At 37.7% G+C, this 15440-nt stretch carries 16 protein-coding genes; 4 read left to right on the top strand and 12 right to left on the bottom strand.

The genetic code is table 11. The features are described 5' to 3' along the window. Nucleotides 1–210: 210 nt before the first annotated feature. Complete coding sequence (locus IGJ24_RS00495; RefSeq protein WP_289865779.1) at nucleotides 211–1227, bottom strand: NADP-dependent oxidoreductase; 1017 nt, start codon at nucleotides 1225–1227, stop codon at nucleotides 211–213. Nucleotides 1228–1406: 179 nt separating this feature from the next. On the opposite strand from IGJ24_RS00495, the gene IGJ24_RS00490 reads away from it, so the two are divergent. Next, nucleotides 1407–1742, top strand: coding sequence for an ArsR/SmtB family transcription factor (locus tag IGJ24_RS00490; RefSeq protein WP_002356136.1), 336 nt, complete (start codon nucleotides 1407–1409; stop codon nucleotides 1740–1742). Then, nucleotides 1739–2419 carry a type 1 glutamine amidotransferase domain-containing protein gene (locus tag IGJ24_RS00485; protein ID WP_289865780.1) on the top strand — a complete coding sequence of 227 codons (681 nt, stop codon included), beginning with the start codon at nucleotides 1739–1741 and terminating at the stop codon, nucleotides 2417–2419. The genes IGJ24_RS00490 and IGJ24_RS00485 overlap by 4 nt, the downstream gene beginning before the upstream one ends. A 90-nt stretch (nucleotides 2420–2509) precedes the next feature. Here IGJ24_RS00485 and IGJ24_RS00480 read toward each other — a convergent pair whose 3' ends face one another. The 6 genes from IGJ24_RS00480 to IGJ24_RS00455 all read right to left on the bottom strand — a co-directional run bounded on the left by IGJ24_RS00480 (nucleotide 2510) and on the right by IGJ24_RS00455 (nucleotide 8847). Next, entirely contained in the window at nucleotides 2510–3961 is a 1452-nt protein-coding gene (locus IGJ24_RS00480) for a YfcC family protein (RefSeq protein WP_002383451.1), read from the bottom strand. A 47-nt stretch (nucleotides 3962–4008) separates the two neighbouring features. Next, nucleotides 4009–4701: a Crp/Fnr family transcriptional regulator gene (locus IGJ24_RS00475; RefSeq protein ID WP_002356133.1), complete on the bottom strand. Its 693-nt coding sequence runs from the start codon at nucleotides 4699–4701 to the stop codon at nucleotides 4009–4011. 24 nt (nucleotides 4702–4725) lie between these two features. Further along, nucleotides 4726–5658 (bottom strand): carbamate kinase, encoded by a 933-nt coding sequence (gene arcC, locus IGJ24_RS00470; RefSeq protein WP_002356132.1) that lies wholly within the window; start codon nucleotides 5656–5658, stop codon nucleotides 4726–4728. A gap of 105 nt (nucleotides 5659–5763) precedes the next feature. Beyond that, nucleotides 5764–6786: an ornithine carbamoyltransferase gene (argF, locus tag IGJ24_RS00465; RefSeq protein WP_160747730.1), complete on the bottom strand. Its 1023-nt coding sequence runs from the start codon at nucleotides 6784–6786 to the stop codon at nucleotides 5764–5766. A 25-nt stretch (nucleotides 6787–6811) separates the two neighbouring features. Next, nucleotides 6812–8038: an arginine deiminase gene (arcA, locus tag IGJ24_RS00460; protein WP_002356129.1), complete on the bottom strand. Its 1227-nt coding sequence runs from the start codon at nucleotides 8036–8038 to the stop codon at nucleotides 6812–6814. Nucleotides 8039–8334: 296 nt separating this feature from the next. Then, entirely contained in the window at nucleotides 8335–8847 is a 513-nt protein-coding gene (locus IGJ24_RS00455; protein WP_289865781.1) for an arginine repressor, read from the bottom strand. Nucleotides 8848–9065: 218 nt separating this feature from the next. Here IGJ24_RS00455 and IGJ24_RS00450 point away from each other — a divergent pair, with 218 nt between their 5' ends. Then, nucleotides 9066–9545 carry an arginine repressor gene (locus IGJ24_RS00450; RefSeq protein ID WP_002356125.1) on the top strand — a complete coding sequence of 160 codons (480 nt, stop codon included), beginning with the start codon at nucleotides 9066–9068 and terminating at the stop codon, nucleotides 9543–9545. 156 nt (nucleotides 9546–9701) lie between these two features. Here the strand turns inward: IGJ24_RS00450 and IGJ24_RS00445 are convergent, their stop codons facing one another. From IGJ24_RS00445 to IGJ24_RS00435, 3 genes are all read right to left on the bottom strand, one after another. Beyond that, a complete protein-coding gene (locus IGJ24_RS00445; RefSeq protein WP_225595177.1) occupies nucleotides 9702–10778 on the bottom strand; it encodes a hypothetical protein in 1077 nt (358 codons plus the stop codon). Nucleotide 10779: 1 nt separating this feature from the next. Continuing rightward, nucleotides 10780–11289, bottom strand: a complete 510-nt coding sequence (locus tag IGJ24_RS00440; RefSeq protein WP_129194145.1) for an RNA polymerase sigma factor — start codon at nucleotides 11287–11289, stop codon at nucleotides 10780–10782. 137 nt (nucleotides 11290–11426) lie between these two features. Then, the gene (locus IGJ24_RS00435; RefSeq protein ID WP_129194146.1) at nucleotides 11427–12068 is read right to left on the bottom strand and encodes a hypothetical protein; all 642 of its coding nucleotides are present in this window, start codon (nucleotides 12066–12068) and stop codon (nucleotides 11427–11429) included. A 225-nt stretch (nucleotides 12069–12293) separates the two neighbouring features. Between IGJ24_RS00435 and IGJ24_RS00430 the strand changes: the two genes are divergently transcribed. Continuing rightward, nucleotides 12294–13208, top strand: a complete 915-nt coding sequence (locus tag IGJ24_RS00430) for an alpha/beta hydrolase (RefSeq protein ID WP_002367603.1) — start codon at nucleotides 12294–12296, stop codon at nucleotides 13206–13208. Between the two features lie 36 nt (nucleotides 13209–13244). Here IGJ24_RS00430 and serS read toward each other — a convergent pair whose 3' ends face one another. Next, nucleotides 13245–14516, bottom strand: coding sequence for a serine--tRNA ligase (gene serS / locus IGJ24_RS00425; RefSeq protein WP_002356123.1), 1272 nt, complete (start codon nucleotides 14514–14516; stop codon nucleotides 13245–13247). Between the two features lie 26 nt (nucleotides 14517–14542). Then, nucleotides 14543–15436, bottom strand: coding sequence for an L-serine ammonia-lyase, iron-sulfur-dependent, subunit alpha (gene sdaAA, locus IGJ24_RS00420; RefSeq protein WP_002356122.1), 894 nt, complete (start codon nucleotides 15434–15436; stop codon nucleotides 14543–14545). Nucleotides 15437–15440: the final 4 nt, after the last annotated feature.

Here is a 15440-nt window from a genome sequence, read left to right as displayed (position 1 = left end):
TTTTGTGTATCCACCTAAAAAGAAAGCGCATACACAACCATCAATAGAATAACAAAAAATAACGAATTTGCAAAATAGAAACTGGAAAAATGAGGATTTTCTATAAAAATCTTTTCCCGCCTAAAATCACTTTTGTTAGACGGCGTTTAAATGGTAAACTTTGAGACTTGCAAGAAAAACAGGCCTATTTTTCTTGCAAGTCTCCTTTACTTAGTCGTGATCAACATCGGCGATTTTCACAACAATTTTCCCTTGTGCTCGCCCTGTCAGTGAATAGTCCACTGCTTCTTGAACTTGGCTAAAAGGTACGACTCGGTCAATTATCGGCTGTAATTTTCCCTGTTCAATGAACTCAGTGAGTAAAGCTAATTGTTCGCCATCTGGACGCATAAACAAAAAATGATAACTAACATCTGTGGCTTGCTCCAATAGATGAATCTTGCGGGTAGCCATTTTAAAGGCCCATTGTTTCCAAAGAGGTAAGCCATACTCTTTAGCAAAACGTTCGTTGGGAATGCCTGACAATGTAACGACTTTTCCCTGAGGTTTAACCACTGAGAAAGCTTTTTCTAAGATTGTCCCCCCCATTGTATCAAACACATAATCATAGTCGGATAAAACTTCTTCAAAATTTTGTGTCCGATAGTCAATCACTTCATCTGCTCCCAACGCTTGAACCCATTCTTTATTTCTACTACTCGTTGTGGTGGCAACGTAAGCGCCCGCTAGTTTTGCTAATTGAATCGCAATGGTTCCAATCCCTCCTGAACCTGCTTGAATCAGGACTTTCTGGCCTGGCTGCACATTCATAATATCATGTAGCGCTTGATAACTTGTCAAACCGACTAACGGAATGGCCGCAGCTTCTTCAAACGTTAAATTTTTCGGCTTCATAGCTACAGCCGCTTGATCCACTGCAATATATTCAGCAAAAGTTCCCACGCGATTTTTGGGTACTCGCCCGTAAACGGCATCGCCCAGCCTAAAATTTTGAACATTTTTTCCAACAGAGACAACAATCCCAGCAAAATCACTGCCTAAAATCAGTGGCATTTGATAATTTAAAAGCATCTTTACTTTGCCATCTTTTGTTTTTAAATCAATCGGGTTGATACTGGCAGCGATAATTTTGACCAAAACATCATTGTCATGAATGGTGGGTAAGGGCACCTCCTCGATTGCTAATTCTTTTTGTCCGTATTTATGAATTAAAGCGGCTTTCATCATTGAATCTTTCCTCTCTTTCTATCCTTTTTATCGGTTTAAAAGTTTAAACCTTTAATCAATTAGTATCTTAACGAAGAATGGGATCCACGTCAAGTTTCAGCCCTCAGCGTATTTTATTGACAAAAAACACGAAAAATGGTTTAATCGTTTAAAAATACGAACCAAAGAGGCGAAAGAATATGAAAGAATTAGAAGAAATTCAAACAGAATTTACTGCGCTTAGTGATTTTTTAATCGCATTGGGTGATGAAAAACGCCAAGCAATTATTATTGCACTGTTAGAAGACCAGGCCTGTGTTGGCCGTCGTGTCACTGAGTTAACAGAGGCGACACAACTCTCACGCCCCGCTGTTTCTCACCACTTAAAAATTTTGAAACAAGCCAAATTAATTGATTGTCGCAGTGAAGGAACTAAAAATTATTACTCACTTTCTCACGATACCACCAAAATTGAGCAACTCCAACAACTATTGACCCACATTACGTCGATTATGCCAGGGAGGAAGCAAGCATGAAAAAAATTCTCGTGGTCCTCACAAACGTTTCCCGTTATCACGGCACCGAAGAACCAACGGGCCTCTGGCTAGGTGAAGCCACGGAGTTCGTGGAAGAAGTAACCAAAGCAAGATTTTCAGTTGACTATGTTAGTCCCCAAGGAGGCTATGTCCCTTTGGATCCCCGGAGTATGAAATATGTAGATTCATCCATTATGGCAGTTTATGAAAGTGCTGATTTTCAAGAACGAGCGCTAGCACATTCCCTCTCTCTTGAAGAAATTGAGCCAGATGAATACGCAGCAATTTACTTTACAGGAGGCCATGGCGTTATGTGGGACTTTCCTGATAATCCTCAGTTGCAAGCAATCACTCGTAGCCTTTACGAACAGGGCAAATACCTAACTTCTGTTTGTCACGGAATTGCTGGTCTTTTAAATGTCAAAGATGCGTCAGGAAATTATTTGATTGCAGATAAAACCATTACTGGCTTCACTACTGCAGAAGAAATTTTAGCCATGAAAAAAGCAGTTGTTCCTTTCTTAAACGAAACAATTGCCAAAGAACATGGTGCTACTTTTGCGAAAAAGCGTCCCTATAAAGAATTTGCGTATCAAGATGGCCGTATAATCACTGGGCAAAATCCTTTTTCTGTCCGCGCTGTCGCAAAATTGTTAATTCAACAATTATCAAAATGAAACAACAGCGACTACTTTTAGGTAGTCGCTGTTGTTTCATTGCTTCTTCTTTTTTCCGAAAGCCGAAGCCCTAACATAAAAAATTTTTGATTAGCTAAAGAGTAACATCGCGCCAATTAAGATAATTAGGTTAATTAAGCCTAAGACAATCATTGGTTTGGCCATGAATTTTGTCCAAGTGGCATATTGAACTTTGGAAATTTCCAAACCACCCATTACGACACCAGATGTTGGCGTGATCAAATTAATCAAGCCACAACCTGAAGCAAAAATCATAACCATCACTTCTGGACTTAAACCAATGTTTTTAGCTAACGCACCCATTACAGGAATAGAAACGTACGCTAAACCAGAAGTTGAAGGAATTAGGAAAGATAAACCTAAGTATAAAACAAAGGCACCGATGACAAATAAGACTGGGGAGAGTCCTTGTAATAAGCCTGCCGCTTTATCAAGGATAAATGAATCTAAATACGTTTTAGACATCAAAACAGATGCCCCGCGAGCAACTACGATAATTAAAACAACGGATAACATATCTTTGGCACCGTCGATAAATGCTTCAATGGTTTCTTTTTCAGTAAAGCGACCAATCAAGGCAGCAATGATACCTAAAAGGAAGAACCACATCGCTAAGTCGCCAAAGTACCAGTCACCGAAACTGTTGCCTGTTAAAACAGACGTCCAGCCTTTGAAAATCGTCACTCCAAAGTCGTTCCATGGAATTAAGGAAACAATCATAACGACAAAACAGAAAGCGAATACCATTAAGATTTTTTTATGACGATTCGTAAATGGCATTTCTTTCGACGCTGCTTGTCCATACGTTTTTTCCATATCCTCTTGTTCTTGTAAAGATAAAATTGTTGAACCTTTGTCCGCCTTCACTTTTTTCGCATAACGCATCACAATGAAAATAGAATAGCTAGTAGAGGCCGCCCACAAAATAGCACCGACAATTAAAATAATTCCTGTATTCGGCTGAATGCCAATACCTCGCAACGCATCCATCGCTACCCCTGTGGAGAAAGGGTTAACCGTTGAACCGATAACACCTGATCCTGCACCCAATAGCACAGTACCCACTGCGACAAACGTATCAAAACCAGCGGCGACCATGGTGGCACTCAATAAACCATAAAAAGGAATTGTTTCTTCTGCCATTCCATAAGTCGAACCACCAATAGAAAATAAAATCATTAAAATCGGAATGATTTTCAATTCGTTCCCTTTTAACTTTTTAACGACTGATTGAATCCCTGCTTCAAGAGCCCCAGTTTGTGTCACAATATTTAAAAAGCCGCCAAGTACTAAAATAAAAATATTAATTTCAATGGCATCTTTAAACCCATTGAATGGAGCCATGATAATATCCGATAATTTGGCCCCTACCACGTGGTCAACCATTTTGCCATCAATTTCTCTTGGGGTAAATGGCTGGCCATTTAGCAAGACCGTTACGATACCTAAAACAATTAAAATAATAAATAAAATACTAAAAGACGAAAGCTGTTTTTTGTTTTTCTTCTTTTTTTCTGCCATATCCTTTTATACAGGAACCTACTTTCCTGTATCTCCCTTCTCTATGATTAATTACTCAATCGATCAATAAAGAATGGCGTATCTAGAAAAGTTAAGAATTTATGACTGTAGCTAATACGGTTCATTTGGACTAATTTTTTCATAACACTGCTTGCTGTTTCCCGCGTAGTTCCACTCATTCGTGCAATGTCATTAATGGTAATTGGACAAGTAATTGCAACGCGTTCTCTGTTGTCAATTCGTTCTCCTAAATCATTTAATAACATCGCCAGTGATGTCACAATCCGTTCACATGCATCATTGGTTGTTCCTTTTTGGATTTTGATCATGCTTTCTTTTAAAAGGACCGATTGTTCTTGAATCCAATGAATCAATTGCTGGGGATTATTTTGGAGAAAACGCTCAAACAGTTTAACTGGCACAAACACAACCTCAATATCCGTATAGGCAATCGCGGAGTCGTAATGAACCTCATCTTGAAACAGTCCGATTCTCGGAAAAAGAGCCTGCTTTTTCATAAAATGCAGATAGGAAAAATTACCACTGCGATCATTTTTTTCAATTTTAATGACACCTGAAACCAATAAAATCAAATGATTTCTCGGATCACCTGGATAAAAAAGGACTTGGCCTTTTTTATAGGAGCGAACGAAACTCTCGTTGCGCAATTCTGTTAGTTCTGATTCAGAAAAGTATTGAAAATCTTGATTATTTTTAGTGATTATTTTCTCTATCATCATCTTAATTCTCCTAAATACTATACTTTATTTTGTCACAACCGTTCCTACGATTTCATCGCCGCTCATACTTCCTAAGTTTTCCAAAGAAGTGATAATTGCTTGTTTATTGGGTTGGCTTTCTACAAACTGAATGGCGGCTTCAATTTTCGGTAACATACTACCTGGTGCAAAATGACCCGCTTGTTTGTATTCTTCCAACTCTGCTACAGTGACATTGGTTAATTGTTTTTCATCTGGTTTGCCATAATTAATGCACACATAATCCACGCCAGTTAAAATAACTAGTGCATCCGCATCCACTAATTCTGCCAGTTTTTCAGAAGCAAAATCTTTATCGATTACTGCTTCGACACCTTTTAATTCTTGTCCTACGACAGGGATGCCGCCACCACCACATGAAATGGTAATTATATCATTTTTTATTAAGGTATTAATAGTCTCAGCCTCGTGGATATCAATTGGCTTAGGACTTGGAACGACTTTGCGCCAGCCACGTCCTGCATCTTCTTTAAAAATAGCACCTGCTTGCATTGCTTCTTTGGCTTCAGCTTCTGTTAAAAATGGACCGATCGGTTTTGTTGGATTTTTGAATGCCTCATCTGCTGGATCTACGACCACCTGTGTTAAAACAGTAGCCACTTGTTTCTTGATTCCTGCTTTGTTTAATTCTTGATTAAGCGCATTGGACAACCAGTAGCCGATACTTCCTTGTGTCATAGCAACACACGTATCTAGCGGCATCGCTGGATTTTTTTCAGAATCAGCTGCTTGTTGTTGCAATAATAGATTTCCGACTTGTGGACCATTGCCATGTGAAACAATCAACCGGTGCCCTTGTTTAATTAAATGAACTAAATAGGCAGATGTTTGAACTAATGCTTGCTGTTGTGCGTGTGCGCTAGCATCATTTGAAAGGATGGCATTTCCGCCTAGTGCAACGACCATTTTTTTCCCCATTACAAATCCTTCTTTCCTATCATAATAAAGAATAGGCCGCCCTTCAAAAGAATCTCTTAAAGGGCGAAACGACTATTCTTTTTTCAATGTTTTTTCAGTTGCTTCCTACACACGAGGAATGAATAAGTTGCCTAAAGTAGCTGCCATGATCGCTTTAATAGAATGCATTCTGTTTTCTGCTTCTTCAAATTGACGACCATATTTACTGCGGAAGACTTCATCCGTGATTTCCATTTCAGTAATGCCGAATTTTTCAGCAACCATTTCTCCGTATTGTGTTTTCGTATCATGAAAGGCTGGCAAACAGTGTAATACGATTAAATCGCCATCCATGTTTTCGGTTTTTTCTAACATAGCCATATTAATTTGATAAGGTTTCAACAGATTGACACGTTCTTCAAATTTATCTTCTTCACCCATGGACACCCAAACGTCTGTATATAACACGTTGGCTCCTTTAACACCTTTAGCAACGTCGTCTGTAATCATTAATTCTGCACCAGATTCTTTCGCAAATTCTTTTGCGTAATTAACGACTTCATCAGAAGGGAACAATTCTTTTGGTGCACAAATGCGAACATTTACGCCTAAAATAGCACCTGTCACTAACAAGCTGTTTGCCATGTTGTTACGGCCATCGCCGACATATACTAAAGTGATTCCTTCTAAACGACCAAAGTTTTCTTTCACTGTCATAAAGTCCGCAATCATTTGTGTTGGATGCCATTGATCCGTTAAACCATTCCAAACAGGAACACCAGAATATTTCGCTAAATCTTCCACTACTTCTTGACTAAACCCACGGAACTCAATCCCGTCAAACATACTACCTAAAACAATCGCTGTATCTTCAACAGATTCTTTTTTACCTAATTGAATATCGTTGGCGCCTAAATACTCAGGATGTGCCCCTAAATCAATCGCTGCTGTAGTAAATGCAGAGCGTGTCCGTGTCGAAGTTTTTTCAAATAAAAGAGCGATATTTTTTCCTTCTAAATAGTGATGTGGAATCCCTTTTTTCTTCAATTCTTTTAAGTGAATACTGAAGTCTACCAAATACTCTAATTCTGCTCTTGTAAAATCTTTTTCTGCTAATAAACTACGTCCTTGAAATACTGAATTCATGATGATTCCTCCTATTTTTGGGTGTTTTTTAAAGATCTTCACGGTAAAGTGGCATACTCATACAACGAGGGCCACCACGGCCACGTACTAGTTCACTTCCTGGAATGTAATTCAATTTCACGCCTGCTTCTTCTAGCGCTTTATTCGTAATCGTATTCCGATCGTAAACAACAACTTCCCCAGGGGCAATTGCTAATGTATTTGAGCCGTCGTTCCATTGTTCACGGGCTGCTGCTGTTAAATTTCCAGCGCCGCAACGGATTAGTTGAACATTGTCTAAATGCAAGTATTTGCATAAAATGTTATCTAATGTATCTTTTTCTTTTGTAATTTGGATGTCTCCATCTGCTTTTTCAGTGATCGAGTAAACAACCAAGCCGCCTTCGATTTCTGGATGAATCGTAAATTTATCATAGTCAATCATGGTAAAAACGGTATCTAAATGCATGAATTTACGATGTTCACCGATATCAAAAGCCAAGATATTTTTGAACCCTAATTTTTGTTCAAAAATATTTCTCGCAATTTTTTCAATTGACGCGGCGTCCGTTCTTTGAGAAATCCCAATGGCCACTACTTCTTTTGAAAGAATTAATTCATCGCCACCTTCAATTCTGGTTGATTCTGAACGATCATAGACTCTAGGAACCTCTTTTCCAGCAAAACGAGGATGATAATCAAAAATGTATTGCCCAAAAATAGTTTCCCGTTGTCGAGTTACTGAATACATATGATTTAAAGAAATCCCGTGGCCCATTGTCGCAAAGTTATCACGTGTGAAGTATAAGTTAGGCATTGGATCAATAATGAATGGATAATCCGCTTCAACCATATCTGTTAAAAATTCTTGCTCATATTTAGGTAATTCTTGTTTTTGAATGCCAGCAATCGCTTTTTGAATCAGTTCTTCGTTGTCGTCAATTTCTAACATTAACTCTCTAACTTTTTCTTTTGCTGATTCACTGCGAATATTGGCTTCTTCTAAGAATTGGTCAATAAATTGTCGGCGGACCTCTTCATTAATCAACGCTTCAGCAGCTAAGTCCTCTAAATAGACCACTTCGATATCTTTTGATCGTAACAACTCTGCAAATGCATCATGTTCTGCTTGTGCTTTTTCTAAAAACGGAATATCATCAAACAACAGTCTCTCCAGATAATCTGGCATTAAATTTTCTAATTCCTTACCCGGACGATGTAACATCACTGTTTTCAATTTCCCGATTTCAGAAAATACATTAATTGGATGACTCATGTGAAATAACCTCCTCAACTTAATTACAAACACAGAATAACAGACCTGATTAACCTAGGACGTGAGCCATTTGCCAAACAAAATACCAAATATACAACGGTATTCTTTCTTATGCATATTTTCAACCTAAAAGAATGCGCTTTCATAGATATTCTAAAAAAATAATGCATAATTAAATAAAAAAAAATTCATTTATTCAAAAAAAATTATTTCTCCATGCATTTCATAAAGTTATAATCTTATAGAGGTAAAAGGAAGGGAGCCAGAAGTCAAAACGACTTCTGGCTCCCTTCCTTTTATGCGTTACTTTTTGACAAAGGTGTTGGCTGAATAAATTGTTGAAAATACTGCTCTAGTTCTTGTGCTTTTCCCTCGGATGATGAAACAATAATAACAGTGTCGAAGCCAGCGACAGAACATTTCTTTTCACACAAAGACACTTCATCAAGTACAGCTGAAAACAATGTTGCGTTGTCTGGTAATGTATGAACCACTAGTAAAAAGGCGACACGTTCAACTTTGGTCACTACCTCACGAATTGCTTGTATCAACTGTTCTTTTTTTCGTTCTTCTAAAGAAGTGAATTGTTCAAAAACCGTTAACCGCATCACGCCAGACTCATCTAATGCTTTGACGACTTTTAATTCCCATAAATCCCGTGAAATCGTTGCTTGTGCGACATTTATATCGCGCTTTTTTAATTCTCTTAACAACTCATTTTGACTATGAATTACAGTTGTTTGAATGATTTCTTTAATCAAACTTTGGCGTGTTTGCTTATTCACAAATAACACCCTTCCTCCAGACATTTACAAAGCAATACTAGCAGAATCTCTCTTATTAGAATAGAAAAAGGGTCGTTTAGCTAAAAGGTTCTCATTGATTTTGTCGGATATTTCGCATTTAAAAAAGTGAGACTTGCACAATTTAGTAAAACGTTGTACAGTGATTTTAGGGAATTACTGGCACCGTTTTAAATAACAGCAATGATGTTTTTTTGCATGATTAACTGAACTGGAGGAAAGTAATGAACCGATTAAAACGCCAAACGATGATTAAGCGATTGGTCACAGAAAATGAAATCCATACACAAAGTGAATTACTAGCATTATTGGAAAAAGAAAATATTCACACCACACAAGCAACTATTTCTCGTGACATTCGTGAGCTGAATTTAAACAAAGTAGACAATGGTCAAGGAGAAGCCTATTATCGTATCTTGAATAATTCTGCCCTTCGTCCAAAATATAAAACAGATGAAGAACGTCTTGTTGACATTATTATTGAAACTGGTGTTTCTTTAACACAAATAGAGTTCACAAATCTTTTAACCGTCTTACCTGGCAACGGGCAAGCCATTGGGGTTTTAATTGATCGCATACGTATCCACAACCCTCATATCTTGGGCTGCATCGCTGGGGATGATACCATCTTAATTCTTTCAAAAAATAAAGAAGATGCCCTTGAAGTTAACAACTATTTCCAGCAGTATTTGTACCACCCATAATTCGTCACTTAGTGAAATCGACTATTTTTTGACATCATTGCTATTTTTATTAAAGATAAATAAAAAACTAAAACAAAAGTATTTAGCCACTTATCTTAATTTTTAAAAAGTGAGGCCGTAGTCATTCTGACTATGTCCTCACTTTCTTTACTACGCTTAGGTATTACGTAATTCAAATGACCCGATTTCAGATAAAGGTTCTCCATAGGCGTTAATTTCATTCAACTGAATTTTGTAAATGGCTCCTGATTTATCCAAAGCACTCAAACTAAACCTAAAATTAATTTCTCCAGTCAATGGGTCATATGATTCTAATTCAATCAATTGCTCTTGTTTCACACTATCTTTATAAACGGTCACAGCTGGTCGACTGTTTGCCCTTAATGGTGCTGTGAATGTTACATCGGTTTGCAAAGCATCACTGATTGCTTGAACATCCTTAACATTTGTCACTTTACTAATAGTCGGAGATGCTGTTTCCGTTAGCGGCTTAGAGGTAAGGTTAAACGACCAATCCCCTTCATATTCCAATGCATTATCTACAGTAAAAGAAGCTTCAAGACCTTCCGCTGGTGCATTGGCCATCGCCGTATTAAATTCATCTTTATCTTGCCAATCAAATCGTTTAATTTTCAAAGTTAATTCTGCATCCTCAGGGATAACATCTTTTGTAAATACTGAGATAACTGAACCATAAAACATTTCTCCCTCAACTCGAAAAGTAGATTCTGTGAACACCCCACCATAAATATCTTCATCACTACCATTTGCATACAAACTAAGTTCAATAAACTGATGATTATCCTTGGCTTGAATATTTTTTTCCAATAATTTTTTCAATTTATCATCAGTAATTTTAAATTGATAATCAAAAGCCAGCTTTGTTTTTGTCGTGACAAATTTAGTTAGTGTGATTTCTAAATCATTGGATGTGCTAACTAAATGTAAATCAGCGGCTAACTGATTTTCTTCTGCTACATTAACACCAGGATCTTCATTAATCCCGAATGCTTGTTTAATAGCTAAATTCATTTGTGGATTAAAACTTAAAAATAACGTAAGTGATGCTACCGCTGTCAGCACTATAAAGCATCCTTTTTGTAGACTTGAAACGATTCGTTCTTGTTTAATTTCATGCTTTAAAATCTTTGCTCTATTGCTCTTCAAAGCTTGTTCTACTTCTTCTGGAATCTCCTGCTCTTCACAGATAGTAGTTAAATTCTTCTGGTCCATATTATTCTCCTTCCAATAGAATTTTTAGACGCTGACGACCACGTGCTAATCTTGTTTTTACCGTATTTTCCGGCATATCTAGCTGTTGGGCTATTTCACGAATGTTGAACCCCGAATAATAGTGTAAAATCAATGGGATTTTATATCTATCAGGCAATTCTGTGAATACTTCTTTCAACTCAATTGTATCAATAGTCTGTTTTTCAGTGACCCAATAACTTTCCTCTAACTGAATTGTTTCAATTCGTTTTTTTAAGATATCCTTTGCGCAATTAATCATGATTCTAAACAACCAACTATTAAATGTCTCTTCCTTGCGCAACTTTCTAATTTGTTTCCACGCACGTATTTCCGTTTCTTGTAAACAATCAATAACATCTTGGTTATTTTTCAGTAATTTATATGCAGAATTATACGTTACAACCTGATACATCTCACATAACTGAATAAATGCTTGGGCATCGCCTTTTTTCGCTTTCTTAACTAAGCGAACATGAGCTGACTCTCTCATTTAATCTTCAACCCCTCCTTTACTTATTAGACATCTATTTTTGGAAAAAGGTTTCATACTTTGAATGACTTTTTGATAAAACTTTAATTAGAGAAAAAAAGACAGTCTAGACCGTCTTTTTTTCTAATTAAGATTATTTAGTAAATAAAGTAACGGCTGCCATTAATTGGATTCCAAGTAGCAAAATAACCAATTAAAGGACTACCGCGAAAACTTGATGAATAATAAACAAAATTATTACTAATAGGTACAAATCTGTTATACATTCCATCAAAAAATGTAAATGTATCACGATAAGCTCTTACACCAAAATAAGGATTTCTTCGTACGTTATGAAACGAAAATCTTTGTCCACTAAATCTCCAACCACTTCCAGAAAATGGAGAAGACTGATACGGTGTAGGAAAGTTATCTAAATAAATCGGTCTCTTATTGTGGGGAGGAGACATTCCTCGGACAAGATTAGATACTTTGGGAACTTCTAGTGCTTCCATCGTTTCTGTATTAGTAGACTTAGTTTCATTAAAAGCCTTTATTTGAACCTCTTCAAGTACTTCTTGATTAACAGATTCTTCCGTTGCTTCTTCAATGAACTCAATGTATTCTAAAGACCGTTCTTGCCCCATCACTTCATTTGATATAGGATTATAGATACTACCTTCACCTGCTTCTACACGCTCTTTCATACTCTCAAAAGTCGCAGCACTTACAGTCTCTTCCCTAACTAACCAACCAACAAAAGTCCCAAATAGTAAAAATACAATTGCTCTTTTTTTCATTTAAATCCTCCTTTTAAAAAAGCGCTTTCTTTTAGACCTAATTATACACCGTGTTTTTTATCTTGTACACACTAAAAATTAATATTTTTATAATATAACAATTTATTTTGTAATAAAAAAATACGCAAGGTTGTGAATCTTTTAAAAACCAACTATAATCAAAATTAATAACTGAAAAAATAAATTTTGTTAAATATTTAAATAAATTGAAAGAAAGGGTTTCTTATGACTGAACAATTCATACTCACTTCAAACGATCAACAAACTCAGCTCAATGTACGTCATTGGCCCTGTCCTTCACCCAAAGCCGTAGTTCAATTGATTCACGGCATGGCAGAGCATATCCAACGTTATGATGAATTTGCTCGTTTTTTAAATCAATTAGGGTTTGCCGTAATTGGGCATGATCATCTAGGTCATGGCGAATCTGTACAACCAAGCGCACCGATCTATGGTTTTTTTGGAGAACAAGGGCCTGAAAATGTCGTTACAGATATTCATCAAGTGAAACAATGGGCTGTGAATCGCTATCCACAATTGCCCTATTTTATGATGGGTCACAGCATGGGATCTTTCGCCTTGCGCAACTATCTGCAAGACTATCCTGTGACTATGCAAGGAGTCATTTTCATGGGCACTGGAACAAGTCCGTTACCTTTAACCGCAGCATTGCCTTTTATTAAAAAAATGGCCGAGAAACAGCCGAAAAAACCAGCGCCGTTCATTGATAAGCTGGCTTTTGGTTCTTTTAGCAAAAAATTTCCTGAAGCAAGTTCCTTTAATTGGCTTTCTAAAAATCAAGCCAATGTGGCTGACTATGAAAATGACCCATTAATGGGCTTCGTATTTACCAATAATGGTTTTGCTACCCTTTTTTCACTTGTTAAACGAGCCAATCAAAGGAATTGGTACCAAGCGATCCCAAAAGAATTGCCTATTTTAATCATTAGTGGCGCTGAAGACCCAGTTGGTGATTTCAGCAAGGGTCCAGCGAAAATTCAAAAGCAATTAAAGCATGCAGGTTTTCAGCACGTGACGTTACGACTATTTCCCACTTTGCGTCATGAAATTTTATTAGAAACGGAAAAAGCAACAGTTTTTCAAGAAATTGGGCATTGGTTAACGGATTTAACGAATTAAAAAAGAAGGTTGATGTTGTGACATCAACCTTCTTTTTTAATCTATTTTCGTTAAACCGCCCATATAAGGACGTAGAACTTCTGGAATCGTTACGGTGCCATCTTCATTTTGATAATTTTCCAAAATGGCAGCCACTGTTCGACCAACAGCAAGTCCTGACCCATTAAGAGTGTGGGCATATTGAACATGACCCGTTTTATCACGATAACGAATCAACGCCCGACGTGCTTGGAAGTCTTCACAGTTTGAACAAGAACTAATTTCTCGATACGTTTTCTGTGCCGGAATCCAAACTTCTAAATCATAGGTTTTCGCTGCCGAGAAGCCCATGTCACCTGTCGAAAGAGTAATCACTCGATAAGGGAGGCCCAATTTTTCTAAAATGTCTCCAGCATTGTTGGTCATTTTTTCTAATTCTTCATAGGAGTGTTCTGCATCACTAAATTTAACCATTTCTACTTTATGGAACTGGTGTAAACGAATTAATCCTCGGGTATCACGGCCTGCGCTACCCGCTTCCGAGCGAAAAGAAGGACTTAAAGCAGTAAAATAAATCGGTAACTCTTGCGCATCTAAAATTTCATTATTATAGTAGTTAGTTAACGGGACTTCCGCTGTGGGGATCAGCGTCAAATCACTTTCTGCAACTTGGAAGACATCTTCTTTGAACTTAGGAAATTGACCAGTGCCAAACATTGCTTTGCTATTGACCAAATAAGGAGGAATCACCTCGGTATAACCATGTTCATTAACATGTTGATCTAACATAAAATTATAGACCGCTCGTTCTAAACGAGCCCCTAAACCTTTGTAATAAAGAAAACGGCTACCAGATACTTTCGCGCCTCTTTCAAAATCTAAAATTCCTAAGGCTTCACCGATTTCCCAATGTGGTTTCGGTTCAAATGAAAAAGTTTTCGGCGTACTCCACCGCCGAACTTCTACGTTGGCGGCTTCGTCTGCGCCAACAGGCACGCTCTCATGAGGTAAGTTAGGCAGACGTTCTGCAATGGCTGTGCATTGTTCTTGCAAATGAACAACTTCTTGGTCTAAAACTTTAATTTGCTCGCTAACTTCTTGCATATTTAGCAACTGTTGTGAAGCATCTTTTTGTGCACGCTTTAATTGTGCAATTTCTCCTGATACCTGATTACGGTGTTTTTTCAGTTCTTCAACTTTAACAAGTAACGCTCTCCGTTCTTCATCTAAAGCCAAAAAGCGTAATAAAACTTCCTCGTCCACACCACGTGTTTTTAACTTTTTCTGTACCACTTCTACATTTTGGCGAATTTTTTTCATATCCAGCATCTTATTTCCCTCTTCATGATTAAATTTTAAACAATGGTGAATTTTACTTTTTCAAAAATTTCATTCTTCATTCGTTGGCCAGTCGCTGTGCCAGCTAAGCCACCTAAACCCGTTTCTCTCAATTCTCGTGGTAATTGACGGCCAACTTTATTCATGGCTTCCACCACTTCATCTGCTGGTATTTTATTTACAATTCCAGCTAAAGCCATATCTGCAGCGATTAACGCATTGCCTGCACCTACTGTATTTCGTTTGACACAAGGAATTTCGACTAACCCAGCCACTGGGTCACAAACTAAACCTAATAAATTCCCTAAAGCCATAGCAAAAGCTTCAGAAGATTGGCGTGGTGTTCCGCCAGCCGCTTCAACAGCTGCAGCGGCGGCCATCGCTGAAGCACTGCCTACTTCGGCTTGACATCCACCAACAGCACCAGCAATCATCGCATTGTTGGCTGTGACCATTCCAAATAAAGAACTGGTAAACAAGAAACGAATTTGTTGATCACGCGTTAAATTCAAGGTATTTTTAATCGCTGTTAAAACCCCTGGTAAGGTGCCACTTGCACCAGCGGTTGGCGTTGCGCAAACAACGCCCATTGCTGCATTGACTTCATTAGTACCTAGTGCGGCTTGAACTGCAGACATCATTAAATCACCTGATAACGTTTTGCCAGCTGCGCGGTATTTTTTTAAACGAGCCGCATCACCGCCCGTTAACCCAGTAGGAGAAAAAACGCCCGCTCCTTCTTGCGAGCGTTTGACAGCAGCATCCATGACATCCAAATTTTGACCCATCTGTGTCCAAATTTCTTCATAGCTTTTTTGGCTACGCTCCATTTCTTGCTCAATCATCAAATCAGAGATTTTTTTTCCTGTTTTTTCAGCTTTATCGATAAATTCTTCAATCGAAAGGTACATATGT

The sequence above is a fragment of the Enterococcus sp. DIV0546 genome (assembly GCF_051712785.1).
GTDB lineage: Bacteria > Bacillota > Bacilli > Lactobacillales > Enterococcaceae > Enterococcus > Enterococcus faecalis.
Note: the sequence above shows the minus strand (reverse complement) of the source record. Positions and strands in the feature narration are given on the sequence as shown.